This is a genomic window from Streptomyces ortus, from assembly GCF_026341275.1.
GTDB classification, from domain to species: Bacteria; Actinomycetota; Actinomycetes; order Streptomycetales; family Streptomycetaceae; genus Streptomyces; species Streptomyces ortus.
On sequence record NZ_JAIFZO010000002.1, the window covers coordinates 6,083,721 to 6,109,844 of the forward strand.

Below are 26,124 nucleotides of genomic sequence, written 5' to 3' on the forward strand. Positions count from 1 at the left end.
TATCCTGACGCCGGAATGACGCTCATTTGACGCTTTTTCTGATGGGGTGTCAGGTGTGTTGCTTCGCTGGTCAGGCGGTCCGATGCGTAAGCCGGTCAAGCGTGATCGCCGAGAACTTCGTGCTGTCAGGCGGTCAGGCTCAGTCACCGGTGCGGACCGCCCGGCAGGTTCTTCGCCTTCTGGTGGTACAGGGCTCGTACCTCGCTGACCAGTTGAAACGAGGCTAGTTGGAATGTGTGACCGGCCGCTGGCCCGCGTCTGGTCCGGAGCTTGGCTTCGGAACCTTGGTTCAGAGCGTGCCCCGGCAGTCAGCGGAATCAGTCTGCTGACGCGCGCTGTCGGTCGGGTTGATACCTCGTAGAGAGGAACAGCGGACTCATCATCCGCCGGCCGTGGGTTCGAGTCCCATCCGCCCCACCTGCGCAGCTCTTTGAACTGCGGAAACGTTCACTTGCGGGTGTCGGTGCGTCAACTTCGCTTGAACGGACTGCATCCGCTGCTTGTCGGTTGGAGTCCGACGGCACTCGGGGGACCTGCAACCCCTCTGGCCTGTGGTGAATCAGGTGTTCGCGGTTACTGCTCGTCGTCCGGGTGACTGCTCTGAGGGGCGATGCCAAGACCCAGGGGTCGTACAGGGGCATGGCCTCCTTCAGCTCGGGTGGTAGGCCGCGCGGGCGCGATCGGCGGGACGGTGTCGGCTAGGGCGTCCGAGGGGAAAAGTGTGCGGGTTCCCGCAATCCTGGATGTTCCGGCGGGCGAACCAAATACGGACGGACGCGGACGGGTCCTGGCTGTCCGTCCGGGCGAGGGTTCGGGTGGCTTGGCGATGGTGGCTTGACCTTCGGGTTGTGTCGAGGTTTTACCGTCGGTGGTGCGACGGCCCACCGCATCTCGCGGCTGGCCGAGCGCCCCGGCCTGCGGCCGCAACGCTGCGCTTCTACGGGACCACTGGACTACTTCCGGCCGAGCGGACGGCGCGTCCGGAGATCGCGGGAACGGAGATCGCGGAGGTTTCTGCCCAGGGCGGGTCTGCGCCGGGTGCGGAGCAGGTCAGGGCGGCAACGTCCGCAGCGAAGGTACAGGCGTCGGTGATGGCTTTGAAGCCCAGTCCGTCGAGTCGGCCGCCCACGTGTCCCAGTGCGGTGAGGCGGTGCGGCAGGCCCGCGGTGAAGGGGTCTCCGGCGCCTACGGTGTCGGCGACGTCCACGGTCGTCGCCGGGACGGCGACGCGGGGACCGGCGAGGGAGGCGAGGGCGTCCCTCTCGCCGAAGGTGATGACGACGCTGCGCGCGCCGGCGGCATGCCAGGTGTCGCGCGCCTCCTCGGGGCTGACGCCGGGCGGGAGCGACGCGAGGTCGTCCTCGCTGAGGCGGAGGATGTCGGCGAGGGCGCACCAGTGGGGGAGCCGTTCGCGGTGGGCGGCGGGCGGTACGAGCAGCGGGCGGACGTTGGGGTCGATGGACACGGTGACGTGCTCGCGTGCCTTGGCGAGGTGGTCCTCGATGTGGGTGCCGCCGGGTTGACGTACGAGGGTCAGGGAGCCGGTGTGCAGGCAGGCCGGGCTCTCCGGCCCGGTGGCGGTGAGTTCTTCGTCGGTCCACTGCCGGTCGGCCGCGCTGTCGGCGTAGAAGGTGTACGTGGCCTGGCCTGGCCGGTCTCGTCGAGGTCGGCGATGGTGACGGCGAGGGTGCTGGGCTCGGGGCGGCCACGCTGCCGGTCAGGTCGACGCCTGAGGCGCTGAGGTGGACGCGGAAGAGGGGTGCCGAAGACATCCGTGGAGAAGCCTCCGAGGGAGCGGGTGGGGGTGCCCAAGGGCTGTCCCGCAGTTCCCGGCGGGCGCACGACGACAGCTACGGCACCTCCACCTCGCGGCGTTGCGGATCACCCGAATGCACCCCGTATGAAGGTGACCTGGCACCTTGCCATGCACCGCATCCGACGCCGCGCGCTGATCCACCGCGGATCACGGGACAGCCCTTGGCCGGGTGAGAGCGACGGCGGTGTCGGCGGGGCCGCCACCGGGCGGGGCCCGCGGCGCGAGCTCGTCGGCGCTGGACCGGACGGGGTCGGTGAAGGCGTCTGCGACGCACTCGCCGAGGACGGCGACACCGACGGGGGCCCGGGGGTCGGGGGTCGGGGGTCGGGGGTCGGGCCATGGTGACTGTCTGCCTCTCTCAGCCTGCCTCTCTGAGAAAGAGTGCGGTCGCAAAAGGGCACCGGGACGGTGGCCCGATGCCGCCCTTGCACAGGTATTGACATGCCGCTCAAGACGGACGTAACTTCCCTGCCACAAGGAAGTAACGCGCGTTATTAAAGCGCGAAACCGGAGGCGTTGTCTCGCCCTCGGCCGGCCGAAAGGGACTGGACGTGGCCACGAACAGGACGCATCGGGTGACCATGAGCGATGTGGCGCGCCATGCGGGTGTCTCGCGGACCACCGTCTCCTTCGTCCTCAACGACAAGCCCGGTGCCGTCATCCCCGAGGAGACCCGTCGGCGGATCCTGGCGGCGATAGACGAGCTCGGCTACCGGCCCAACGCCGGAGCGCGGGCGCTGGCCGCGAACCGCAGCGGGTGGTTCGGGCTGATCACCGAGATCGTGACCGGCCCGTTCGCGGGCGAGGTGATCACAGGCGCGCAGAGCCGCGCCTGGGGCGACCGGAGGTTCTTGCTGATCGCCGCGAGCGAGGGCGACCCCGCCCAGGAAGCCGCCGCGCTCGACCAGATGCTGGAGCACCGGGTGGAGGGGCTGCTGTACGCCACGACCTGGCATCGCGCCGTCACGCTCCCCAAGGCCGTCCGGGAGGTGCCGACGGTGCTCGTCAACTGCTACGACGCGGCAGGTGAACTGCCGTGCATCCTGCCCGACGAGGTGTCGGGCGGATACAAGGCGACCCGCCGACTCCTGGACGCCGGTCACACCCGCGTCGGGTTCATCAACCTCGACCCGGCGATCCCGGCCGCCATCGGCAGGCGCGAGGGGTACGAACGTGCCCTGCGCGAGGCCGGGATCACCCCCGACCCCTCTCTCGTCGTCCCCGGCTGGGCGACCGCCGACAGCGCCTACACCGCCGCCTGCGAACTCCTTGACCGCCCGGTCGGCGACCGGCCGACCGCGCTGTTCTGCGGAAACGACCGGATGGCGATGGGCGCGTACGACGCGATCAAGGAACGTGGGCTGCGCATCCCGCACGACGTGGCCGTGGTGGGGTTCGACAACCAGGAACTCATCGCCGCCTATCTGCGGCCGAAGCTGACGACGCTCGCCCTGCCCTTCGAGGCCATGGGCACCAAGGGCATCGACATGCTCGCCGCTCTCGCAGCGGGGCAGCCGCTCGGCACCCACCGGGTGACGATCGACTGCCCGCTGCTCGAACGCTCGTCGGTCTGACCGCTAATCAGTCCGCCGAGTTGTCCCGTCCCGTCTTCGCCCTGTGTGTTGAAGAGAGGAAAAGAGTCTCCATTATGGCACCCTCCCGCATACCTTCACGGCGGCCACGAGCCGTCCTGAGAGCGGTCACCGCGACCGCCGCCGCGGCCCTGGTCCTGTCCGCCTGTACGGGTGGCTCGGGCGCCTCGGGCGCCGGTGACACCTCCGGCAACCAGCTGCTCACCATCCCGCGCGAGGATCTGGCGACGTTCACGCGCAACTTCAACCCGCTCTCCCCGCAGGCCGCCCCCATGACCCTCCAGGCGGTCTACGAGCCGTTGGCGGTGCACAGCATGGCGGATGCCAAGGACACGCCGTGGCTCGCGACCAAGTGGGAGCAGGCCAAGGACGGCAAGTCCCTCACCTTCACGCTGCGCGACGGCGTCAAGTGGTCGGACGGCCAGGCGCTCACCGCCGACGACGTCGTCTACACCTTCGAGCTCCAGAAGAAGGTGCTCGGCGGCTTCGACTACCTGGACAAGGTCACCGCGGTCGACGCCCACACGGTGAAATTCTCGTTCAACAAGGCGTTCTCGACCGCCTTCTACGAGATCAGCGGCCACTACATTCTGCCGAAGCACATCTGGTCCAAGGTGAAGGACCCGGCGAAGTTCACCAACCCGAACCCGGTCGGCACCGGCCCGTACACCAAGATCGAGAAGTTCCAGAGCCAGTCGTACGAGCTGCGCAAGAACCCCGACTACTGGCAGCCCGCGAAGCAGCAGATCGCCGGCATCCAGATGCTCGCCTTCTCCGGCAACGACAGCGCCAACATCGCCTTCACCAACGGCGAGGTGGACTGGACGCAGTCGTTCATCCCGGACATCGAGAAGTCCTTCGTCGCCAAGGACAAGAAGCACAACCACTACTGGTTCCCGGCCACCGGCGCCATGATCAACTGGCAGCTGAACACCACCAAGGCCCCCTTCGACGACCCGGCCGTGCGCAAGGCGCTCAGCATGGCCGTCGACCGCGACCAGATCACCAAGGTCGCGATGAACGGCTACGCCGAACCCGCCGACTGCACGGGCCTGGCCCGTACGTACGACAAGTGGCGCGACACCTCGCTCGCCGCCTCCTGCACCTGGACGAAGTCCGACGCCGACGCGGCGGCCAAGGCCCTCGACGCGGCCGGCTACAAGGAGAGCGGCGGCAAGCGGAAGCTGAAGAACGGCAAGAACTTCACGCTCGACATCTCCGTCGGCTCCGCCTCCTCCGACTGGATCTCGGTCGCCAACATCATCAAGCAGGACCTCGCCAAGGTCGGCATCACCGCCACCGTGAAGACGCCCGACTGGTCGGCCGTCCAGTCGTCGTACAACACCGGCACCTTCGACACCGGCATCGTGTGGAGCAACAACGGCGCCACCCCGTACGAGTACTACCGCGGCGTGATGTCGACCAAGATGGTGCAGCCGGTCGGCAAGCAGGCCACGGAGAACTACCACCGCTTCGGCGACAAGAAGGCCGACAAGCTCATCGACGCTTTCGCCGCCGCCACGGACGAGAAGACGCAAGCCGAGCAGATGAACGGCCTGCAGCAGCTGTACAACAAGGACGCGCCCGTCGTCCCGCTGTTCACCGGCCCCGAGTGGGGCGCGTACACGGACGCCCGCTTCACCGGCTGGCCCACCGAAGAGAACCCGTACGCCACCCTCGGCAACCGCAACGGCAGCACGATCCTCGTGCTCACGTCGCTGAAGCCCGTCAAGGGCTGACGCACGGACCGGCGGTCGTCCTCCTCCCCGGACGGCCGCCCTCACCGCCCCTCCCGCACTCCCTCGACAGGAGCACGACCCGTGCGTCTCATCCTGCGCAACCTGGGGTTCTATCTGCTCGCCTTCTGGGCCTCCATCACCCTGAACTTCGTTCTCCCGCGCTTCATGCCGGGCGACCCGGTCTCCCGGATGTTCGCGCAGGCCCAGGGCACGATGCAGCCCGACCAGATAGCCCAGTTGCGGAAACTCTTCGGCCTCGACAACCGCCCCCTCTGGGAGCAGTACGTCTCCTACGTCAAGAGCGTCTTCACCGGCGACCTCGGCATCTCCATCACCCGCTTCCCCACGCCGGTCACCGACGTGATCGGCTCGCAGATCGGCTGGACCCTGCTGCTCGGCGGCGTCGCGCTCGTCATCGCGGCCGTGCTCGGCAACCTGCTCGGCATCGTCGCCGCCTGGCGGCGCGGCGGCGTCCTCGACTCCGCCTTCCCACCCCTGCTGATCTTCGTCGGCTCGTTCCCGTACTTCTGGCTGGCGATGGGCGCGCTGTACCTGTTCGGGGTGAGCCTCGGCTGGTTCCCCATGCGGCACGCCTACGACGTCGGACTGACCCCCGGCTTCAACGCCGAGTTCGTCTCCAACGTCGCCACCCACCTGGTGCTGCCCGGGCTGACCATCGTGCTGGTCTCCATCGGCGGCTGGATGCTCGGTATGCGCAACACCATGATCGCCACGGCGGCCGAGGACTACATCACGATGGCCGAGGCGAAGGGGCTCAGCCCCTCGCGGATCATGTTCCGCTACGCCGCCCGCAACGCCCTGCTGCCCTCCGTCACCAACTTCGGCATGGCGCTCGGCTTTGTCGTCGGCGGCGCCCTGCTCACCGAGGTCGTGTTCGCCTACCCAGGCATCGGCTACCAGCTGCTGATGGCCGTCCAGGGCCTGGACTACCCGCTGATGCAGGGCATCTTCCTGACGATCACGGCCGCGGTACTGGTCGCGAACTTCCTCGTCGACCTCGTCTACGTCCGCCTCGACCCGCGCGTCCGCGTCCGCTGAAGGAGGTTGCCGACATGACCGCCATCGAGATCGCGACGGCCACCACGCCGACCACCCCCGTGCGCACCACCCGTCGGCGCGGACTGCTGCGCCAGCTCATCGACAGCAAGAAGGCGTTGACCGGGCTGATCCTGCTGGCTCTCTTCGCGCTGCTGGCCCTGCTCGCGTCCGTCCTGGTACCGGGCGACCCGTCGCTCATCAACTCCACGGGCAGCCAGGCTCCCTCGGCCGCGCACTGGCTCGGTACGACCGCCAAGGGGCAGGACGTGCTCGCCCTCACCCTGTGGGGTGCGCGCAGCTCCCTCTTCGTCGGGTTCACCGTAGGGCTCGTGGCGACCGCGGTCGCCATCCTCGTCGGCCTGGCGTCCGCGTACTTCGGCCGCATCATGGACGACGCGCTGACCCTGGTCACCAACATCTTCCTGCTGCTGCCCGGCCTCCCGCTGCTCATCATCCTGGCCGCGTTCCTGCCGCCCGGCACCTCCACCGTGATCCTGGTCCTCGTCGTCACCGGCTGGGCGGGCTCGGCCCGGGTCCTGCGCGCGCAGGCCAAGTCGATCCGCGGCAAGGACTTCGTGGCCGCCGCCGTCGTCACCGGCGAGCGCCCGCTGCGGATCATGTTCCGCGAGATCCTGCCCAACATGGCGTCCGTGGTGATGACCACGCTGCTCGGCTGCGTGATCTTCGGCATCGGCGCCCAGGCCGGCCTGGAGTTCCTCGGCCTCGGCGACAGCAGCGTCGTCAGCTGGGGCACCAACCTGTACTGGGCCAGCAACGACGGCGCGCTGATGACGGGCACATGGTGGGCCTTCGTCCCCTCCGGACTGTGCATCGCCCTCGTCGCCTTCGCACTCGCGCTGGTCAACTACGCGGTCGACGAGATCACCAACCCGAGGCTGCGCAACCGCCGTGCCCGTCGTGCCCGCCGTGAGAGGAAGGGCTGAGCCATGGAACCCGTACTTGAGGTGAACGGCCTGCGCGTCGAATACCGCGGCGACGGACGCACCGTCGTGGGCGCCGACAACGTTTCCTTCTCCATCGGCGCCGGAGAGGTCTTCGGCCTCGCCGGGGAGTCCGGCTGCGGCAAGTCGACCATCGCCAACGCGGTGATGCGGCTGCTCAAGCCCCCGGCGGAGATCACCGCTGGCAGCATCCGCTTCCAGGGCAGGGACATCCTCGCCCTGAACGAACGGGAGCTGCGCGCCTTCCGGTGGCGGGAAATCGCCATGGTCTTCCAGTCGGCGATGAACTCGCTCAACCCCGTCCTGACCATCGGCGAGCAGATCGTCGACATCTTCACCACCCACGAGCGGATGAAGAGGAGGACCGCGCGGGAGCGGGCCGGCGAGCTGCTGGAGCTGGTCGGCATCGACCCGGGAAGGCTGAAGGCGTACCCGCACCAGCTCTCCGGCGGTATGCGCCAGCGCGTGGTCATCGCCATGGCCGTCGCACTCCACCCCCGGCTGTTGATCATGGACGAGCCGACCACCGCGCTCGACGTGGTCGTGCAGCAGGAGATCATGGCGCAGATCCGCGACCTCCAGCGGGAGCTGGGCTTCTCCATCCTCTTCATCACCCACGACATGTCCCTGATGATCGAGCTGTCGGACCGCATGGGCGTGATGTACGGCGGACGGATCGTCGAACTCGCCGACGCCAAGGACCTGTTCGCGGGACCGCTCCACCCCTACACCGAGGCGCTGATGAACGCCTTCCCGCCGCTGACCGGCCCGCGCCAGGAGCTCACCGGCCTCTTCGACGCCCCGCGCACCGCCGACAGCTGCGGCTTCCACGTCAGCTGTCCCGAGGACCGCTCGGACTGTTCCATGAACATCCCCGACCTGCGCGAGATCGCCCCCGGCCGGTGGGCGGCCCAGAGTGCCGAGGGAGCCCCACGATGACCCAGCCCCTGCTGTCCGTACGCGGTCTGACCAAGGACTTCCAGGTCGGCACCGTCTTCTCCCGGCGCCGCGTCCGTGCCGTCAACGACGTGTCCTTCGACCTGCCGGCCGGCCGGATCACCGCGCTGGTCGGCGAGTCCGGCAGCGGCAAGTCCACCATCGCCCGCTGCCTCGCCCGCCTCGAACAGCCTTCCACCGGACAGGTGCTGCTCGACGGCGAGGACGTCCTGCGCACCGAGCGGCGCCGGGCGTCACGGGCGTACCGCCGCAAGGTCCAGATGGTCTTCCAGGACCCCTTCGGCTCACTCAACCCCGTCCACCGCATCGAGCACTTCCTCACCCGGGCCCTCGTCCTGCACGGCCACTCCGCCACACCGGAGGCGCTGCGCGAGCTGATCACAACGGTCGGCCTGACCGAGGACATGCTCCAGTCCTACCCGCACGAACTCTCCGGCGGCCAGCGTCAGCGCGTCTCCATCGCCCGCGCGCTGGCGGTGGAACCGCGCCTCATCCTGGCCGACGAACCGACGTCCATGCTGGACGTCTCCGTACGCGTCGGCGTGCTCAACCTGATGCGGCGCCTGCGCGACGAGCGGAACATCGCCATGCTCTACATCACGCACGACCTGGGCTCCGCCCGCTACCTCGCCGACACCACGATGGTCATGTTCGCCGGTGAACTCGTCGAGGGCGGCGACGCGTTGGCCGTCATGGACGCCCCCGCCCACCCCTACACCCGCCTGCTGCTGTCCGCCGTACCCGACCCCGAACGGACCGGCAGCTACGACCCCGTCGAGCGGGCCAGGCTCCGCGAGGCGATCCTCAACCCCACGTTCTGCCCCTACGGCGACGACGGGACGTGCAGCCGCACCGACCCCGTCCGCCACATCGTCGGCGAAGCGAGATGGGGGTCCCCCCGGCCGGAGGCTGGGGGAGGCCAGCCCCACTGGGTGCGCTGCCATTTGCGCGCACCCGCCTCCGACATCGCCCGCCGCGTCCTGAAGGCCACCGACCGACCGGACGGCGAGGCCACCGACGCCACCGAGAAAGCGGAGACCACCGCCGCATGACCCACGACCTCACCCTCCCCTCCGGCAGCCACACCGCCGAGGGGCTGGCCGAACGCGCCCTGCGCGACCCCCACCGCCCCCGCTTCCACTTCACCTCGCCCGGCGGCTGGCTGAACGACCCCAACGGCCTGAGCCACTGGAACGGCGTCTACCACCTCTTCTACCAGTACAACCCGCTCTCAGCCGCCCACCACCGCATCCACTGGGGCCACGCCACCAGTACCGACCTCGTCCACTGGACCGACGAACCGGTCGCCCTCGTCCCCGGCACCGACGGCCCGGACCGCGACGGCTGCTGGTCCGGCGTCCTGGTCGACGACGGCGGTGTGCCCACGCTCGTCTACTCGGGCAGGCACGGCGAGCAAGAACTCCCGTGCGTGGCCAGGGGATCAGCGGATCTGCGGTACTGGACCAAGGACCCGGCCAACCCCGTCATCACCGCCCCACCCGAGGACATCGACATCACGGCCTTCCGTGACCACTGCGTCTGGCGGGAGGGCTCCGGCGAGAACCAGGTGTGGCGGCAGCTGGTGGGCTCGGGAATCCGGGGCGCCGGCGGAACGGCCTTCCTGTACGAATCCGACGACCTGCGCAGCTGGCGCTACGTCGGCCCCCTGCTGACCGGCGACGCCTCGCAGAACCGGGGCGAACTCGACTGGACCGGCACGATGTGGGAGTGCGTCGACCTCTTCCGGCTCGGCGAGGGCGACGAGGCGGGCAGCACCGACGCGCTGGTCTTCTCCGCCTGGGACGAGGGCACCACCCACCACCCCCTGTACTGGACCGGCCGCTACCAGGGCGACACCTTCACCACGACCGCCCTCCACCGCCTCGACTACGGCGAACGCTACTTCTACGCCCCCCAGTCCACCCGCGACGAGCACGGCCGCCGCATCATGTTCGGCTGGCTCCAGGAGGGCCGGACGGACGAGGCGAACGCGCAGGCCGGCTGGTGCGGTGTGATGTCCCTGCCGAGGGTCGTCACGCTCGCCACGGACGGCGGCCTGCATCAGGCCCCTGTGCCGGAGCTGACCGAGCTGCGGCGGGAGCGCGTAGAGGTGGCTCCGGGCCGGCCGGCCGGCCCGTACACCCGGCTGCACGCCGTGCGCGGGGACCAGCTGGACATCGAGACGACCCTGCGCCTCGCCCCCGGAGCGACCGCCCGGCTCGTGGTCCGCGAGACACCGGACGGCGCGGAACGCACGGTCGTGGAGGTGAGCCGGGCGCACGACGGAGCGAGCGGCACGCTCCGTCTGCACCGCGAGACCAGCAGCCTCGACCCTTCGGTCGACACCGAACCCCGTTACGGCACACTGCCGTTGGACCCCGACGGGCGGGTCGACCTGCGGGTCCTCGTCGACCACTCCGCACTGGAGATCTTCGCCAACGGGCGTGCGCTGACAGCCCGCATCTACCCCACCCGCCCGGACGAGGCAGTAGGCGTCGGTATCGGTGCCGACGGCGACGTGACCCTGGAGCGGTTCGACGCCTGGCGGATGGCGTCGGCCTTCACCGACGGACCCCGGCCGCTCTGGCCGTGACGGTCTTACACACGACCACGGCCCGCGGGGTGAACGTCTCCCCGGGCCGTGGCCCACCTTCCCCTGCTCTCCTCAGGAGCTGCCATGAGCGTGTCCCGCCGTACCCTCCTGCTCGCCGGAGGAACCGCCGCCACCCTGCTGCCTCTCGGAGGCGTCCTCCCCGCAGCACAGGCCGTCACGCCGAGCGCCGCCGGAGCGACCCCCGCCGCCACCCCGATGCCCGACCCCATCCCCGTCACCGGCAGCTGGACCCGCACCTCCGACGGCGGCCAGAAGGCGACCGTCCGCCGTCGCAGGCCCGCCCTCGCCCTGTCCGAGCAGCAACTCGCGGCCAAGGGCACGTACGCGGCCCGCGTCACGCCCCAATCCTCCTCCGCCATAGGCGCGTTGGTGTTCCGGGCAGCCCTGGACGGCTCGACCGGATACGCGGTCGCCCTCGACCCCGGCCGCGCCCGCATACGGCTCTACGATCTGGCCGGCGGTGACACACTCGCCACCGCTCCGCTTCCGGGCACGCGGGCCGGCCAGCCCCATGACCTCGAAGTGGCAGTCGACGGACCGAAGTTGACGGTGCGCGTCGACGGCAAGCGGCTCCTCCACACCGAGGACCACCGCCACGACACCGGCTCGGTGGGCCTGCTCGTCCAGGACGGCACGGTCACCTTCGGCCCGCCCTCCCTCTCCTTGGTCACCACCAACCTCACCGGCTGGACCACGAGCGGCGGTACCTGGACGGCGAGTCCGCTGGGCTGGCGCGCGGCCCCGCCCCAGGGAGCCACCGCCCGCGCCCTCACCACGACCAAGGCGTACGACACCGCGCTCCAGGCCGACCTGCTCCTGCACGACGCCTCCGCCGTCGCCGCACTGCTGGTGCGCACCGACGCCACGGCCACGCACGGCTACGGCATCCAGATCGACGCGGCCCAGGGCAGACTGAGGCTCTACCGCATCGACGGCAACGTCACCCTCGGCACGTACGCGACCACCATCAAGGCCGACACGGTCTACCGCGTGCGCCTCGAAGCCGAACACGACGAACTGCGCGTGCACTGGCAGACCAACTTCCTCACTCCCGACGGCTACAGCCCCGTCATCACCGCCCAGGACTCCACCCACACCAAGGGCAGACTCGCCGTCACGGCATCGGCCGGAGCGGTGTCCTTCGAGAACATCGCCGCGGCCGACCTCGCCACCGACCTCCAGGGCTGGACGGCCCGCTCCGGCACCTGGACCCCCGACCTGCGCGGCATCCGCGGCGAGAACGGCCTGCGCACGGCCCCCTTCACCGACGGCGACCTGGTGGCGAGGGCCGACGTCACACCCGGCGGCCCCTCCTCCTCGGCCGGCCTCGTCCTGCGCGCGTCCGCGAACGGCTCCGGCGGCTACGAAGCCCGCCTGGAAGCCGGCCGCAACTCCGTCGTCCTGCTGGACCGCTCCTCCGGCGCCCGCCTCGCCTCCGCTGCCGGCCCGGTCCGGCGCATCGCCTCCGGTGGCACCTATCGCGTCGAGGTCCGAGCGACAAGCAGGACGATCGAGGTGTACGTGGACGGCGTACGGGCGCTGAAAATCCGCGTGTCCCGCACCACGGGCGCCACCGTCGGCACCACGGCAGCGCACGGGACGTCGTACTTCCAGAACGTCGAAGTCCACAGCACCGCCGACTACTTCACCGATCCATACCGCCCCACATACCACTACTCCCAGCTCACCGGCTCCACCAGCGACCCCAACGGCCTGGTGTACTACGACGGCGAATACCACCTCTTCCACCAGGACCAGGGCCGCTGGGCGCACGCGGTCAGCACCGACCTCGTCCACTGGCAGGCCCTGCCGATCGCCCTGCCGTGGAACGAGTACGGAAACTGCTGGTCGGGCTCAGCGGTCGTGGACGCGGACGACACCTCCGGCTTCTTCGGCGGCGGCTCGGGCCTGATCGCGTACTACACCAGCTACCACCCGGACAAGCCGGGCGGAAACGCGAGCGTGCGCATCGCGTACAGCAAGGACAAGGGCCGCTCGTGGCAGTGGCACGGCGGCTCGACCCCGGCCGTGCAGAACCCGGGCGGCCCCGACGCCGGCTGGACCTTCCGCGACCCGAAGGTCATCCGCGACGAGGCTCACGACCAGTGGCTGATGGTCGTCTCCGGCGGCGACCACATCCGCTTCCTCACCTCCACCGACCTCCTCACCTGGGCCCAGGTCAGCTCCTTCGGCTACGGCGACTGGGCCACGCCCGGCGTCTGGGAGTGCCCCGACTTCTTCCCGCTGCCGGTCGACGGTGACAAGGACAAGGTGAAGTGGGTCCTCACCCTGAGCACCGGTGCCGTACGCGCCACGAACGGCTCGGCCGCCCAGTACTTCACGGGTGAGTGGAACGGCACCGGTTTCACCCCCGGGCAGAAGGCCGGCACGGTCCTGCGCGCCGACTCCGGCCGTGACTACTACGCCGCCATGTCCTTCTACGGCCTGCCCGGCCACCGCCGCGTCTGGCTCGGCTGGATGAGCAACTGGGACTACCCCTTCAGCGCCCCGACCGGCGGCTGGAACGGCCAGCTGAGCACCCCGCGCGAACTGACCCTGACGGACACCGCCGACGGTGTACGCCTGGCGCAGCGCCCGGTCCCGGAGCTGGTCACGCTGCGCACGTCCACCACGACCCGTGACAACCTCGCCGTCGGCCCCGACTCCGCGAACCCGCTCGCGGGAGTCCGGGGCATCGCCTACGAGATCGAGGCCGAGATCATCCTCGGTACCGCCAAGGAGATCGGATTCCGGCTCCGGACCGACGACGACCAGCACACGGCAGTCGGATACGACGCCGAGGTCCAGGAACTGTTCGTGGACCGCTCGGCATCGGGCCCGAGCGACTTCACGCAGTACTTCACGGGCCGCACCACCGCGCCGATGAAGACGGCCGACGGCCGCGTGACCCTGCGCGTGTACGTCGACTCGTCCTCGGTCGAGGCGTTCGGCGCGGACGGACGGGCCGCCGTGACCAGCCTGATCCTCCCCGGCCCGGACGCCGACGGCATGGCCTTCTACGCCAAGGGCGGCACCGCACACATCGACTCGCTCAAGGTGCACAGGCTGGACAGCACCTTCCGCCTGGTGGATCGGGTGAAGCCGTTGGTGGCCGCCCCGGCCGGGGGTGAATTCCGCTCGGACCTCGGCAAGTTGACGATCACCCCCGCCGGCCGCTGGTCGACGGACAGCGCGGGCCGCGCCGGAAGCTTCGACAAGGACTCCAACGCGATCTCGTCCCGCACGACGGCGGACTTCGACCTCACCACCCTGATCCGGCTCGGCGGCCCCGACCCGGAGACCGGCGGCGCCCTCTCCCTCCTCTGGCGCGCCTCCTCCGACGGCGATGATGCCTATTGCCTCAACATCGACCCCGACCTGCGCGTGATCCGCCTGGTCGCCAAGGCCGACGGCTTCTTCGACGACGGAGCCGCTCTCGCCCGCGTCCCGGCCCTGGTCCGCCGCGGCACGACCTACCCCGTCCGCATCCTCACCGAGGGCGACCGCATCCAGGTGTTCCTCAACGGCACCCGGATCATCGACGTGACGGACACGACGTACACCGATGGCCACATCGCCCTGAACGTGTTCGGAGGGAGGGCGGCGTACCAGGACACCTACGCGCAGGAGCTGTGACCGCCGGTCAAGCCGACAAGCAACCGTGACCGCGGAGGCTCCGCCCCCGGCCGGGTGAGGTATTCGCCCTTGCCGAGATCTCAGCTTTCCGGCCGAACGATGGAACGTCCCTCCCAGCCGATGGGACCGGGCGGGGCGCCGATCGCGGCAGGCGGTCGGCCGCCTGCCGCCGCACCGGCGCCGGACAGGGCCTCCGGCGTGTCCTGTGACAAGCTCCTTGGCCCGTTCCCGGTAGGACCACGCCTGCTCCGGCGTCAGCTACTGTCGCGGCATGACGGCAGACTCGCGGGCCTCCGGCTTCGGCGTCGTGGCGATCGCCTCGTCGGCGGGCGGCATCCGCGCACTCGGCACGCTTCTCGGCGCGCTCGACCCGGCTCTTCCGGTGCCGGTGCTCGTGGTGCAGCACCTGGACCGGAAGCGCCGCAGCCTCATCGCGGAAGTACTCGGCCGGCAGTCCGCGCTCCCTGTCAAACTGGCGGAGCACCATGAACGGATCCAGCTCGGCACCGTGTACGTGGCTCCGCCGAACCGGCACCTGCTCGTGGGGCCCACCGGCCTTCTGCGGCTCTCGGAGAGCCAGCCCGTCCACTTCGTGCGCCCTTCGGCGGACCTGCTTTTCGGGGCGGTCTCTTCCGCGTACGGGTCACGCGCTCTGGCCTGTGTGCTCACCGGCAGCGGTGTGGACGGCGCGGCCGGTGTGCTGGACGTGAAGGAACGGGGCGGCACCGTCATCGCCCAGGACCCGCGGACGGCGGAGTTCGCCGGGATGCCGCAGGCTGCTGTGAATTCGGGAGCGGTCGACCTTGTGCTAAGCCTGGAAGAAATCGCCGAGGCCGTCCACGGACTGGTAGGGACCACGAGGCAGTGATGAACGAGACATCCGGAAGCGACGCCGACGGGACCGAGGGCAGGGTGACCGACGACGCCGGTCTGGAGAACCTCCTTGAGTTCATCAGGGACGCCCGCGGCTTCGACTTCACCGGGTACAAACGCTCCACCCTCGGCCGCCGGATCCGCAAACGCATGGCCGATGTCGGGGTCCGCAGTCACACCGACTACCGCGATCTGCTCGAAACCGACGCGGATGAGTTCCGGACCCTCTTCAACACCATCCTCATCAACGTCACGTCGGTGTTCCGCGACCCCGACTCCTGGGCGTTCCTCCAGCGGGAGATCGTTCCCGGCATCGTCGCGAACAGTGGCCCCGCGGGTGAGATCAGGGTCTGGAGCGCCGGCTGCTCCAGCGGGGAGGAGGCCTTCTCACTGGCCGTCATGTTCGCGGAGGTACTTGGTCTCGAGGAGTGCCTGCGCCGGGTCAAGATCTACGCGACGGACGTCGACGAGGAGGCGCTGAGGGAGGCGCGCTCCGGACTGTACGCGGAGAAGGCTCTCGGGCCGCTCTCGTCCGACCTGCGCGACAGGTACTTCGAGCCGCGGGGCGCGAAGTACGCGTTCCGGCCGGATCTGCGCCGCAGGGTGATCTTCGGACGCCACGACATCACCCAGGACGCCCCGATCTCCCGGCTGGACCTGCTGGTCTGCCGCAACACTCTGATGTACTTCAACGTCGAGGCGCAGGCCCAGATCGTCGACCGGTTCCACTTCGCGCTGCGCGAGGGTGCCTGCCTCTTCCTCGGCAAGGCCGAGATGCTGCTGAACGACACGGAGCGTTTCGAGCCGATCAGTGTCCGCCAGCGGTTGTTCCGGCGCCGGGCGGGAGGCAGGCACGTGCCCTACTCCGTGGCAGCAGCGCCGCGGCCCAAGACGGTGCACGGCACGGAGACGGCCCCCGTTCCCGGCCCGGGCCACCTGAGGGACCTCATTCTCGACGCCGCGCCGAGTGCCGGCGTCGCCCTGGACGCCGAGGGCGTGGTCGTCACGATCAACAGCCAGGCACGCGGCCGTTTCGGGTTGACCACCCAGGACGTGGGCCGCCCGTTCCAGGACCTGGAACTGTCCTACCGGCCCTTCGAGCTGCGCTCCCTCATCGACCAGGCGACGTACGAGCGCCGCATGCTGCGGGTCAACGGCGTGGAGCGGCACCTCGGTGAGGCGGTGCAGTACTTCGACATCCTCATCCAGCCGATCACCGGCGGGCCGGGGCTCCCGATCGGCACCAGCATTACGTTCATCGACGTGACTTCGGCCGTCCAGCTCAAGACGGAGGTCAAGCGGGTACGCGACGACCTGGAGACCGCGTACGAGGAACTCCAGTCGACGAACGAGGAACTGGAGACCACGAACGAGGAACTCCAGTCGAGCATCGAGGAACTGGAGACGACCAACGAGGAACTCCAGTCGACGAACGAGGAACTGGAGACCACCAACGAAGAACTCCAGTCGGGCCACGAAGAGCTCGAGACCATGAACGACGAAATGCGCATTCGTTCCACCGACCTCGACGAGGCCCGGGCGTTCCTCGAGGGAGTGCTGAGCAGCATCGCGGCCGGCGTGGTGGTGCTCTCCACCGACCTGAAGGTCAAGAGCTGGAACAGAGGCGCTGCCGAACTGTGGGGACTGCGCGGCGAGGAGGTGCTCGGCGAGCACTTCTTCGGGTTGGACTTCGGCCTGCCCACCACAGAGCTCCGCGAGGTCGTCCAGCGGTGCATCTCTTCGGGAGAGCAGTCGTCGGCTCTCACTCTCGCGGCCGTCAACCGGATCGGCAGAACCATCAACTGCTCGGTCGTGTGCTCGCCGTTCGACGGCCACAACGGCGGCGTGGTCCTTCTGATGGAGAATGTGGCAAGTTAGGCCTCCGGCTGACGAACGGCTGCCCTACCCTGGCTGCATGGTTGCCGACAGTGGGGCGTCCGAGTCGCACAGCCGACGACGCGCCGACAACGCGTGGCGGCATGCGGGCCTGGCCCAGGAGCGCGCGGCCAGGGAGGCTCGTTACGCGGAACGTCACGAGAGCCTCGCGGGCGAGTCCGGGGACGCCTTCCATGACTCGATGGCCGCAATACACCGGCGGGTCGAGGCCCGCCACCTGACGACCGCGCGCCTGCAGGAGACATTCGCCAGGCGCCTGACGCAGTGGCTGGCCGACTGCGGTACCTCCCCGCTGTTCATGAGCGAGGTGGCCCGCGCCTGCGGTACCGGCAGCGCCGCGCTGACGCTCGTCGGCTCCGACCTGACCCAGCTTGCCGTGGCGGCGTCCGACCGGCCGGCCCGCAGTGCGCAGGATCTGGAGTACCTGCTGGGGATCGGCCCGGCCCGGGACGCCGCCCGCGACGGAATCCCGGTGTCCGCCTCGGGCGGGGCGATGGAGCGGCGCTGGCCCTCATACGGCTCAGGGCTCACGACGCTCGGCATCTCCACGGTGTTCGCGGTCCCCCTCAAGACATCGTCCGGCTGCCTGGGCGCCCTGACGGTCTTCGACCCGCGCCACACCACCACGGACCTGCAGAGCTTCGCCCAGGTCGCGGAAGCCCTCACCGACACCATCCTGCTTGCCCCCGACGTGGATCCGGAACTCGGCGCGGAGGCAGACGTGCGCGCGGTGGTCCATCAGGCGGCCGGCGCCCTCGCCGAGCGCGGGAAGCGGCCGGTCGCCGACGCACTCGCCCTGATCAAGGCGCACGCCTTCGCCAGCGGTGAACCACTTGAGTCCGTGGCCCAACGGATCATGTCCGGCACTCTCGATATCAGTTAAGAGGCACCCCCTCATGCCCTCGTCGGATCAGCGGCTCGCCGACGCCTTCGTCGCACTGGCCCAAGTGCTGGACCACCCGTTCGACCCCTCCGCCTTCCTCACGGTTCTCGCGGAACACAGCGCGGAACTGCTCGACATCCATTCGGCCGGGGCCGTGTTCGCCATCGGCAGCCCGGACTCCCCCTGTGCGTCGGGATCGGATCCGCGGATCGCCGTACTGGAGTCGGAGGCCGCTCGTGCGCAGGAAGGCCCCGGTCACGACTGCCGGCAGAACGGCAACAGGGTCGAGGCCGCCCTCGACGCGCCGGCCCGAGTGCGCTGGCCCGCGTACACCCCCCGGGCCCGTGAGCTCGGTTTCACCCGGGTCGCCGCGCTGCCCCTGCGGGTCCGCGATGTCTCCTTCGGGGCGCTGGTCCTCCTGCGGACCACCGACTCGCCGCCGGCCCAGGACACCCTCGCCCTGGGCCAGTCGCTGGCAGACGCCGCGGCCCTGGCGCTGCTCCGCCGGCACGAGCTGGAGGAGAGCCGCATCTTGACAGCACAACTGGAGCGGGCCCTGACCAGTCGGATCATCATCGAACAGGCGAAAGGCGTACTCACCGCCCAGAGAAAGGTCACGCCGGACGAGGCGTTCATCCTCCTGCGCACGTACGCTCGCAAAAACAGGTCGAAACTGCACGAGGTGGCGCTTGCGGTGGTCGAGGCCCGGTTGGACATCAGTACTCCGTGAGCCGTCTTCCGGCGGCCCCCGTTCCTCGTGCCGGGCTTGCCCGCTGCCACGAGACGTGCCGACCGTCGCGGACCGGCCGGTGGTACACCCGATAGCAGCGCGATGCTCGCAGAGCGGCACGTGGAGGAAAGCACACATGACCACATACGACTTCGACCCGGAGGTCGGCCATCGGCTGGCGGTCGCGCTGTCGGATAATCCAGACAAAGCGGCTGCACAGCTCAAGGAGCGTCTGGAACACCTCGGGCTGACCCACGACCACTTCACGGTGGTCGTCGAGGGGACCACGGTCGTCGTCGGCGGCGACGCGGCGGTACAGGAGCAGAAGGAGAAGATTCTGCTCGCCCTCGGAAACGTGGTCGGAGTGACACGGGTCGATGACCGCGTCGACGCAGGGCAGGAGGATCTGAGCCCGCGCTTCGTCACCGTCCTCGAAGGCGAGTCCCTCGATCTGGTCGCCGAGCGGGTCTACGGCAACCGATCCGCCGCCGCACGACTGCTCGCCGCGAACAGCCCCATGCTCACCAGCGCCGACGCCGCCCGGCCGGGCGAGGTTCTGCGCGCACCGCTCTGAGGTGCGGAGTGCTGCTCGCCGACCGGGGCGGCAACCTCCGTGCCATGGCCGTTTCCGGCGAACAGGTACGCCTGCTGAAGTTCCTCCGGATCCAGAACGAAGAAGGCCCCTGCCTGGAACTGCCTGGCATGCGTCCGCACCGGCATGCCCGTGCTCGTCTCCGGCCCGCCCCGGGAAGCGGGCCGCCGACGACGACTGACGCCGCACACTGCGGGCTCACCGGGTCGACTCGGTGACGACCTTCTTACTCGCTGCTCGCTGCTGCAGACGGTGACGGTGGGGACGACGCAGATCCGGTCGCAGGTCGCCGGTTTCCCGGCGTACGACACGGGGTGGGCGGACGATCAGTCGCGCCCGATCTCCTGACCTGTGTGTTCGGCTGACCGGCTGGACTCCAGCCACGAACGGGCGGGCTCTGCGGCGCGGGTGGTGTCCACGGTGGGTTCGAGACAGGTGCCGCCCTCGCCGTTCGCCGGATAACTGCGCTGTTCGGTGGCGGAGAAGCAACGGCGGAGTACTTCCGCCACCCGCCGTGCGTCCTCGGGCGACGCAGAGACGATGTGAACCTCGGCGTACCCGGCCGAGGGTGCTTCCTGGGACTCCATGGCGACCTCACTGGCGCGGCTGGATGCGATCGGACCAGAGCGCCGATCACTCTAGTCGCATACATCACTCGCCTCGGAGCTCGACGCATCTCTCGGACCGGGTGGTCCGAACGACACCGTGTGTTCCCTGAGCGCCGGGGGCGAGTGCTGCCGCCCGTGTCCACCGTCGGTGTCGGTGTCGGTGTCGGTGCCGGGACCGGATGGCCGCGGGCGCGAAGCAGGGACACGTCGGACAGCACGTGAGCGGACCGGGCTCCATGGACATCGGCGGCGGACGATCCGCGTCCGCGCCGCCGTTCGGGTGGTTCGGGGAGTACCGGGAATCCTCGGGGTACCGGCATCCGTACCTGTGTCGTTTTCGGCGATCGAATACACCGGACCGGTTACGGCAGGTCCGGGGCAGGGGCTGCGTCATGACTGTGACCATCTCCCGCCCGACGACATCCGAAGGCCGGCCGGCCCCCTCTCGTCTGCGCCTTGCTCTCGCCCCGGCCTGGCTCCGTGCCGGCACTGCTGGACGGCGCCTGGTGGCCGCGCTCGCGTGATCTCCACGCCGAACTGCCCGCACTGGCGGCCGTGCTCGATCCGCTGCGGGGACGGATCACCCGGATCACGGTGAGCCCCTACCCCTCCCCGTGGCCGGTCGTACAGCGCAAGATCACCAGAGCGAAGACCTCGCCCCGCTTTTCCGTGCACCGCCGTGCCGCGCTGACGAGGAGGTCCAGCAGGAGCCCGCCGTGCGGTCCGGTGTCGGCGGCTTGCAGTGGAGCCGGCGTCGCGCTTCGGCCTGCCACTGCGGAGGAGGCAGCCCGGCCAGTACCGCGTGCCAACAGGTTGTCAGGGAGCCCTGCGCGCCTTGTTCGTCGACGAGCTTGTGCGAGGTGCCGGTGTGCTGCGTCAACAGTTCGGGGTCGCCGGCCTGGAGGAAGATCCCGAGATCGGTGGGTGAGAAGTCGGAATGGGCGAGACGGTCGAGCAGCACGCGGCGCAGTCGGCGGTTGCGCGCCACCAGCTCGCACAGCGCCTGCCGGGCACGCGTCGTGCCGCGCTCACGCCGAGCCAGGTGGTAGAGCCCGACCAGGGCTTGATCGGGATGACCCGTCGCGAGGACGTCGGCACGGACGCGGACCAGCACCTGCGCGAACTCCCCCTGGGGACGCCGGTTGGCGCACCACTGGTAGATCTGCTCGCGGAAGTCCCTGGCGTGCACCGGGTCCGCCAGCCCGTGGGTGAGCGGCCGTCCGGTGACAACTGCGTCATCCAGTTCTCCTCCTCGACCCGGCCCGGCGCCGACACGGCAGGTGAGTCGACAGCGGCAGGGGTGCTCAGGGCGATCAGTGCCCCGTCGCCCCTGGAGGCCAGTGGCACCGGACGAGGCGGTCGCCCGGCTGAAGGAGTTGCACGCCGAGTAGCGCGAAGAGTACGTGGCCCCCTGTCGACGGTCAGGGATCCTCCGGTGGCCTGTCTGCGCCCGCTGCCCCGCCGCCGCGAACCAGTCGGCGGCCGGGCCGTGGTCACCGTGACCGCGGTCCGGCCTTGAGCCCGGCGGTGTCCGTGCGGGCCCGGACGCGCGCCGCCGCGACCTCGGGAGAGGACACGAAGGCGGCCGTGACCAGCAGGAGCCATGCCACCTCGGCGGCGACGGTGCCCGCTATCTGCTGCGACGCGGGGCTGGAGGGGCTCCCGCCGGCCGGGGCCCGCCCGGCCCGTTTGCCCTCCAGGGCGGCGGCGATGGTGGCGGCCTCCACGACGGCGCGGACTTCCGCCGGCCGCTCACCGGGACCGACGGGGCCGACGGATGTCCCGTCGGTCCCGGTGGGCGCCGCCCGGTCGGTGGCGTCGGCGGGGAAGTACGGACGCAGGGCCAGGTGCCCGTCGCGGATCTCTATGACCCGCCGGTAGAGGTCGAACTCCGCCCGCCACAGCACCGGGTGGCGCGGGGCGGCGGGATCGAGCGCTATCTGCGGCAGTTCGGTGCGCAGCGCCGACCACAGCGGTTCCAGGGCCCGGTGCGTGCGGTACGCGGACAGCCAGCGGCCGGGCGCGGCGAGGAGCCCGCCGGACGCGCTCGCCCACCAGGTCGCGGTGGCCCCGCCGGTGGCGAGGGCGGCGGTGACGGCGCCCAGCACGCTGCACACCACATCCTCGCTGGCCGTGTGGAGTCCCTGGGCCAGGTTCATGGGCACGTACGTCAGCACCCACAGGGTCCACACGATGCCGAGGAGCGCGGCGAAGGTCATCAGGCGCAGTCCCGTCCGCATCGGTCCCGCGGCCACCTGCCGGGTCTGCCGGACGAGTTCACGGGTCAGGACGAGCAGGCACCAGGTGCCGTACGCGGCGAAGAGCACGTTGTACACGGCGAGGAGCCACCGGCGGTCCGGTGGGGCGGTCGCCAGCCCGCTCTCGGCCCTGACGCCCGCCATGAGCAGGACGGCGGCTCCGGTCACCAGGACCGCCACCGCGAGCCGGATCTGCCGCCTCTGCGCTGTGCGGTCGGCGGCTGCGGGCCTGAGCGACAGCCCCACCAGCAACAGCATGACGTGCGCGAAACTCTTGAGTTCGTGGGTGATCAGCATGACGACGGTGTCCAGCGGTGCCAGGTCCCGCAGGGCGGACATCACGACGGGGGCCCGGAAGAGCATCGCGGCCCCCATGCACCCTGCGAAGCCGGCGATGTACCGCTGGGCGGGATCGGAGCCCCGCCAGATGATCAGTGCACGGTAGAGGGCGAAGGACAGGAAGAGGACGGCGGCGACGAGACTGCCCAGGTCAGCCATCTGCGCCGTCCGGGCCGTCAGCGCCGTCAGCGCCGTCCGGGCCGTCCGGGCCGTCGGTGGGCCGGCCGTCCCCGGCGGGCTCCTGGTTGCCGGTCCGTCCGAACAGGGTGTGCAGTCGCGGCCATTCGGTCCCGGTGGGTCCCGTCCGGGCGAGGTGCGCCGCACGGGTCAGGATGAGCGAGGCGACCAGTTCGGCTTCCTGCTCCTGCGGTTCGGTGTACACGCTGCGACTGAGGACACGTCGTACCAGTGCCGGAGGTAAGTCGGGCAGCAGGACCCGGGCGGCGGCCGACGAGGCGGGCGCCGTCTCGTAGTGGCCGCAGATGACGTGTGCCGCCTCGTGCAGCAGGATGTGCTGCTGGTGCAGCGGCGTGGTGTCGGCGGCGTACATGATGTAGTCGGCGCGGTCGGTGGTGATCAGCACTCCGCACGGGATGTCCGACGTGGCACGGACCGGCATCAGTTCGATGGGCCGGCTGCGCATCCGCGCGAGCGCGCCGATGAAGTCGGCCGCGTCGAAGGGGGTGGGCAGGTCGAGCCCGTCGACGATGCGCCGACATCGCCGCCGCTGCCGCCCTCGCCGGTCACTACGCACACGCCGTCCTCTCGCCGCCGCCGGAACTCGCGAGTCCACCGTTCTGAGCGCGCTCGCCGGTTACGGTCCGGCGCCGCCCGCGCCCTTCTCGCGGCGGGCGATGACGTCGATCATGTCGCTGATCGTGCCCATGCCCTCGGGCGAGAGGTTGACCGCGCGCAGTGCCACGCTGCGCACCTCGGCGTCGCGCAGCGCGTCGAGCAGTTCCAGCTGTTTCGCGATGACGGCGCCCTGCTCGTCGTCGAAGAAGTAGACGACGGGTACGTCGAAGAACTTGGCGAGGGATTCGAGGTGGCGTTTGGTGGGATTTCCGCGCCGTCCCGTCCGCAGCTGCCACAGGTAGGTGGCGGAGAAGCTCTCGCCCGTCGCCTCACGGCAGGCGCGGGCGACCTCCTCGTGGCTGTACTGCTCGCGGTTGGGTCGCCGCACGACCCGGAACAGCGCGTCGATGCGGTCCGCCAGCATCGAATCCGACGGCGTCGACGCGGGTCCGCTCTCGCCCATCACGTGCCTTCCGCCCTTCGGTGCCGCCTCGGTGGGTCGACTGTACACATCGTTCATCCTAGCTGACGCCCCTCGTCGACGGACAGACTGAGGACGAAGGCATACCGGGGAACCGGGATGACACACAGACGACAACTGGCCTTCTTGTAATAGCAGTTGGGTGTGATCGTCGTCCGGTGATCACCATGGGGAGTGTGGCGCACACTCACCGTTTACCCATGCCCAAGGCATCTGGTATATGTCAGCCTCTCGATTCATTCATCTCAGCTCATGACCGAAGGGTGGACCGGATATGGGCGAACCACCGTGCACCGGCTTGCGGTTCTCCGTCCTCGGGCCGCTGTCCGCACACACGGCGGACGCGGCCGGCGGACACGTCCTCCCTCTCGCACTCGGCCCGCTCAAACAGCGGCTGCTCCTGGCCATGCTGCTGTGCCGCCCCCGCACACCCGTCCCCCTCGACCTGCTGACCGACACGCTGTGGGACGGCGATCCGCCCCGGACGGCCCGGAAGAACATCCAGGTGTACGTGTCGGCCCTGCGCCGGCTCCTGGACCCGTTCGGCGCCGCTGACCGGCTCGTCCACCAGGCGGGCGGCTACCTGCTGCGGGTGGACGACGAGGAGCTCGACGCCCTGCGCTTCCAGCGCCTGGTCCGCGCCGCCCGTGAGACCACCTACCAGAACGACCTCGTCCAGGCTTCCGGCATGCTGCGCGAAGCGCTCGGCCTGTGGCGCGGCCCCGCGCTGCACGACCTGCGGTCCTCTCCCGCACTGCGGTGCGAGGCCGACCGGCTCGACGGCCGCCGTCTGCAGGCGTACGAGAGCTGGGCGGAGACCGAGCTGCGGCTGGGCAATTCCCACGAGGTGGCCGAGACCATCGGCGAACTCGTCGAGGAGCACCCCGAGCGCGAACGGCTGCGAGCCGCCCAGATGAACGCCCTCTTCGACCAGGGACGCCAGACCGAGACCCTCGCCGCCTACGAGGGGCTGCGCCAACTCCTGGCCGCCGAGTACGGGTTGCAGCCGAGTCCGGCGCTCCAGACGCTCTACCGGTCGATGCTCTCGGGCGGGGGCGGCGCCGGCGGCGTGTTCGGCCAGGCCGGCCGGGCCGGCACCCGGCCCGTACACCGTCCGGACCGGCGGTCGGCCACGCTGCTGCCGCCCGACCTGCCCGACTTCACGGGCCGCCGGGAGCAGTTGGGCACGCTGCTCGCCCTCCTGGCCCGTGACGACGCGGGTCCGCGGCTGGCGGTGGTGACCGGGCCGGCGGGGACCGGCAAGACAGCGCTGGCGGTCCACGCGGCGCACCGGCTCGCCGACGCGTTCCCCGACGGCAGGGTGCTCATTCGGATGCGGGACACGGCGGGCCGGGCCCGGCCCACCGTTTCGGTACTGGCCGAACTGGCCGAACTCGTGGGGTCGCCCGCGCCGTCCATCGCGCGGACCGTCAGCGCGGCGGAGCCGGACCGCACGGCGGCCGCCTGGCGTGGCTGGCTCGCCGGGCGGAAGGTCCTGGTCGTGCTGGACGGCTGCGTCGATGAATCGTGTGTGCGACCGCTCGTGCCCGACACCGGGGCCAGCGCGGTACTGGTCACCGCACGGACCCCGCTGGCCGGCCTGACCCCGGCGCACCGGCTGGAGGCGACGGCGTTCGACACCGCGGAGTGCCTGGAACTGCTCGGCAGGATCGTCGGCCCCGCCCGGCTCGGCGCCGGCCGGGAAGCCGCGGCGCACATCGTCACCGCCACCGGGATGCTGCCTCTGGCGGTACGCGTATGCGGTCTGAAACTCGCCGTACGACGCCACCTGCCGCTGGACGAGTACGCCCGGCGGCTGGCGGACAGCCGGACGGTGCTCGACGAACTCGTCGCGGGTGACATGGACGTACGGCCACGGCTGGCGAGCGGCTGGCAGGACCTGTCCCCGGCGGACCGCTCGGCGCTGCGCGAACTGTCCGACCTCCCCGGGGGCCCCTTCACCCTCGCCCAGGCGGCCGGCCGGCTCGGCCGCGCACAGCACGAGGTGCTCCGCCGACTGGAGTCCCTGATGGACTGCGGTGTGCTCCTCACCCCGGACACCGAGATCACTGCCCATGCCGCACGGTACGAACTGCCGCGGCTCATCCGGGTGTTCGCCCGTGAACAGACCGCCCTGCAATCGCCGCCGGTCACGCAGATACCCGCGTGAAACCCGCGCCGGACACCCACCCCCGCCGGACTCCGCCGCCACCTGGGCCTTTACCGGATCCCAACCGCTACGGTCCGCGTCCCGAACCGTCCTGGCCGACGCTTCGGAGGAGGCCGACCCCACA

The 26,124-nt window shown here is 70.2% G+C and carries 19 protein-coding genes and 3 pseudogenes; 15 read left to right on the top strand and 7 right to left on the bottom strand.

The genetic code is table 11. The features are described 5' to 3' along the window. Positions 1-937: 937 nt before the first annotated feature. A pseudogene (locus tag K3769_RS30155) lies at positions 938-1,812 on the bottom strand (PfkB family carbohydrate kinase); the annotation flags it as partial. A gap of 169 nt (positions 1,813-1,981) precedes the next feature. Beyond that, positions 1,982-2,107: pseudogene (locus tag K3769_RS30160) on the bottom strand (carbohydrate kinase family protein); the annotation flags it as partial. Between the two features lie 260 nt (positions 2,108-2,367). Between K3769_RS30160 and K3769_RS30165 the strand changes: the two are divergent. From K3769_RS30165 to K3769_RS30225, 13 genes are all read left to right on the top strand, one after another. Continuing rightward, positions 2,368-3,390, top strand: coding sequence for a LacI family DNA-binding transcriptional regulator (locus tag K3769_RS30165; protein WP_267029404.1), 1,023 nt, complete (start codon positions 2,368-2,370; stop codon positions 3,388-3,390). Positions 3,391-3,464: 74 nt separating this feature from the next. Then, positions 3,465-5,147 (top strand): ABC transporter substrate-binding protein, encoded by a 1,683-nt coding sequence (locus K3769_RS30170; RefSeq protein WP_267029405.1) that lies wholly within the window; start codon positions 3,465-3,467, stop codon positions 5,145-5,147. Positions 5,148-5,228: 81 nt separating this feature from the next. Continuing rightward, positions 5,229-6,206: an ABC transporter permease gene (locus K3769_RS30175; protein ID WP_267029406.1), complete on the top strand. Its 978-nt coding sequence runs from the start codon at positions 5,229-5,231 to the stop codon at positions 6,204-6,206. A 14-nt stretch (positions 6,207-6,220) separates the two neighbouring features. Beyond that, entirely contained in the window at positions 6,221-7,150 is a 930-nt protein-coding gene (locus K3769_RS30180; RefSeq protein ID WP_267029407.1) for an ABC transporter permease, read from the top strand. A gap of 3 nt (positions 7,151-7,153) precedes the next feature. Further along, a complete protein-coding gene (locus K3769_RS30185; RefSeq protein ID WP_267029408.1) occupies positions 7,154-8,107 on the top strand; it encodes an ABC transporter ATP-binding protein in 954 nt (317 codons plus the stop codon). Further along, the gene (locus K3769_RS30190) at positions 8,104-9,177 is read left to right on the top strand and encodes an ATP-binding cassette domain-containing protein (RefSeq protein ID WP_267029409.1); all 1,074 of its coding nucleotides are present in this window, start codon (positions 8,104-8,106) and stop codon (positions 9,175-9,177) included. The genes K3769_RS30185 and K3769_RS30190 overlap by 4 nt, the downstream gene beginning before the upstream one ends. Beyond that, complete coding sequence (locus K3769_RS30195) at positions 9,174-10,718, top strand: glycoside hydrolase family 32 protein (protein ID WP_267029410.1); 1,545 nt, start codon at positions 9,174-9,176, stop codon at positions 10,716-10,718. Before K3769_RS30190 ends, K3769_RS30195 begins: the two co-directional genes overlap by 4 nt. Before the next feature lie 84 nt (positions 10,719-10,802). Next, a complete protein-coding gene (locus tag K3769_RS30200; protein ID WP_267029411.1) occupies positions 10,803-14,375 on the top strand; it encodes a GH32 C-terminal domain-containing protein in 3,573 nt (1,190 codons plus the stop codon). 271 nt (positions 14,376-14,646) lie between these two features. Next, positions 14,647-15,243, top strand: a complete 597-nt coding sequence (locus K3769_RS30205) for a chemotaxis protein CheB (protein WP_267029412.1) — start codon at positions 14,647-14,649, stop codon at positions 15,241-15,243. Then, on the top strand, positions 15,243-17,126 hold the full coding sequence (locus K3769_RS30210; protein WP_267029413.1) for a CheR family methyltransferase: 1,884 nt from the start codon (positions 15,243-15,245) through the stop codon (positions 17,124-17,126). Before K3769_RS30205 ends, K3769_RS30210 begins: the two co-directional genes overlap by 1 nt. A 37-nt stretch (positions 17,127-17,163) precedes the next feature. Then, a complete protein-coding gene (locus K3769_RS30215) occupies positions 17,164-18,027 on the top strand; it encodes a GAF and ANTAR domain-containing protein (protein ID WP_267029414.1) in 864 nt (287 codons plus the stop codon). Positions 18,028-18,040: 13 nt separating this feature from the next. Next, positions 18,041-18,757 (top strand): ANTAR domain-containing protein, encoded by a 717-nt coding sequence (locus tag K3769_RS30220; RefSeq protein ID WP_267029415.1) that lies wholly within the window; start codon positions 18,041-18,043, stop codon positions 18,755-18,757. A 136-nt stretch (positions 18,758-18,893) separates the two neighbouring features. Further along, positions 18,894-19,331, top strand: a complete 438-nt coding sequence (locus tag K3769_RS30225; protein WP_267029416.1) for a BON domain-containing protein — start codon at positions 18,894-18,896, stop codon at positions 19,329-19,331. A 344-nt stretch (positions 19,332-19,675) separates the two neighbouring features. On the opposite strand, the gene K3769_RS30230 is transcribed toward K3769_RS30225, so the two are convergent. After that, a complete protein-coding gene (locus K3769_RS30230; RefSeq protein ID WP_267029417.1) occupies positions 19,676-19,936 on the bottom strand; it encodes a hypothetical protein in 261 nt (86 codons plus the stop codon). A gap of 501 nt (positions 19,937-20,437) precedes the next feature. Here K3769_RS30230 and K3769_RS40965 point away from each other — a divergent pair. Then, positions 20,438-20,560, top strand: a pseudogene (locus K3769_RS40965) (DUF5994 family protein); the annotation flags it as partial. Between the two features lie 34 nt (positions 20,561-20,594). On the opposite strand, the gene K3769_RS30240 reads toward K3769_RS40965, so the two are convergent. The 4 genes from K3769_RS30240 to K3769_RS30255 all read right to left on the bottom strand — a co-directional run bounded on the left by K3769_RS30240 (position 20,595) and on the right by K3769_RS30255 (position 23,869). After that, positions 20,595-21,146, bottom strand: coding sequence for a hypothetical protein (locus K3769_RS30240; protein WP_267029418.1), 552 nt, complete (start codon positions 21,144-21,146; stop codon positions 20,595-20,597). Between the two features lie 304 nt (positions 21,147-21,450). Next, positions 21,451-22,713, bottom strand: a complete 1,263-nt coding sequence (locus K3769_RS30245) for an MAB_1171c family putative transporter (protein WP_267029419.1) — start codon at positions 22,711-22,713, stop codon at positions 21,451-21,453. Further along, positions 22,706-23,308 carry a ParH-like protein gene (locus K3769_RS30250; RefSeq protein WP_267029420.1) on the bottom strand — a complete coding sequence of 201 codons (603 nt, stop codon included), beginning with the start codon at positions 23,306-23,308 and terminating at the stop codon, positions 22,706-22,708. The genes K3769_RS30245 and K3769_RS30250 overlap by 8 nt, the downstream gene beginning before the upstream one ends. Before the next feature lie 60 nt (positions 23,309-23,368). Further along, the gene (locus K3769_RS30255; protein WP_372515071.1) at positions 23,369-23,869 is read right to left on the bottom strand and encodes an XRE family transcriptional regulator; all 501 of its coding nucleotides are present in this window, start codon (positions 23,867-23,869) and stop codon (positions 23,369-23,371) included. Positions 23,870-24,104: 235 nt separating this feature from the next. Here K3769_RS30255 and K3769_RS30260 point away from each other — a divergent pair, with 235 nt between their 5' ends. After that, complete coding sequence (locus K3769_RS30260) at positions 24,105-26,000, top strand: AfsR/SARP family transcriptional regulator (protein WP_267029422.1); 1,896 nt, start codon at positions 24,105-24,107, stop codon at positions 25,998-26,000. The last annotated feature ends 124 nt before the right edge of the window (positions 26,001-26,124 follow it).

What these genes read in the sequence shown, in the direction of transcription:
- K3769_RS30170 (WP_267029405.1), top strand. Translation starts at nt 3,465, where the DNA reads ATGGCACCCTCCCGCATACCTTCACGGCGGCCACGAGCCGTCCTGAGA.
- K3769_RS30180 (WP_267029407.1), top strand. Translation starts at nt 6,221, where the DNA reads ATGACCGCCATCGAGATCGCGACGGCCACCACGCCGACCACCCCCGTG.
- K3769_RS30185 (WP_267029408.1), top strand. Translation starts at nt 7,154, where the DNA reads ATGGAACCCGTACTTGAGGTGAACGGCCTGCGCGTCGAATACCGCGGC.
- K3769_RS30190 (WP_267029409.1), top strand. Translation starts at nt 8,104, where the DNA reads ATGACCCAGCCCCTGCTGTCCGTACGCGGTCTGACCAAGGACTTCCAG.
- K3769_RS30195 (WP_267029410.1), top strand. Translation starts at nt 9,174, where the DNA reads ATGACCCACGACCTCACCCTCCCCTCCGGCAGCCACACCGCCGAGGGG.
- K3769_RS30200 (WP_267029411.1), top strand. Translation starts at nt 10,803, where the DNA reads ATGAGCGTGTCCCGCCGTACCCTCCTGCTCGCCGGAGGAACCGCCGCC.
- K3769_RS30205 (WP_267029412.1), top strand. Translation starts at nt 14,647, where the DNA reads ATGACGGCAGACTCGCGGGCCTCCGGCTTCGGCGTCGTGGCGATCGCC.
- K3769_RS30210 (WP_267029413.1), top strand. Translation starts at nt 15,243, where the DNA reads ATGAACGAGACATCCGGAAGCGACGCCGACGGGACCGAGGGCAGGGTG.
- K3769_RS30215 (WP_267029414.1), top strand. Translation starts at nt 17,164, where the DNA reads ATGGTTGCCGACAGTGGGGCGTCCGAGTCGCACAGCCGACGACGCGCC.
- K3769_RS30220 (WP_267029415.1), top strand. Translation starts at nt 18,041, where the DNA reads ATGCCCTCGTCGGATCAGCGGCTCGCCGACGCCTTCGTCGCACTGGCC.
- K3769_RS30225 (WP_267029416.1), top strand. Translation starts at nt 18,894, where the DNA reads ATGACCACATACGACTTCGACCCGGAGGTCGGCCATCGGCTGGCGGTC.
- K3769_RS30230 (WP_267029417.1), bottom strand. Translation starts at nt 19,936, where the DNA reads ATGGAGTCCCAGGAAGCACCCTCGGCCGGGTACGCCGAGGTTCACATC.
- K3769_RS30245 (WP_267029419.1), bottom strand. Translation starts at nt 22,713, where the DNA reads ATGGCTGACCTGGGCAGTCTCGTCGCCGCCGTCCTCTTCCTGTCCTTC.
- K3769_RS30255 (WP_372515071.1), bottom strand. Translation starts at nt 23,869, where the DNA reads ATGAACGATGTGTACAGTCGACCCACCGAGGCGGCACCGAAGGGCGGA.
- K3769_RS30260 (WP_267029422.1), top strand. Translation starts at nt 24,105, where the DNA reads ATGGGCGAACCACCGTGCACCGGCTTGCGGTTCTCCGTCCTCGGGCCG.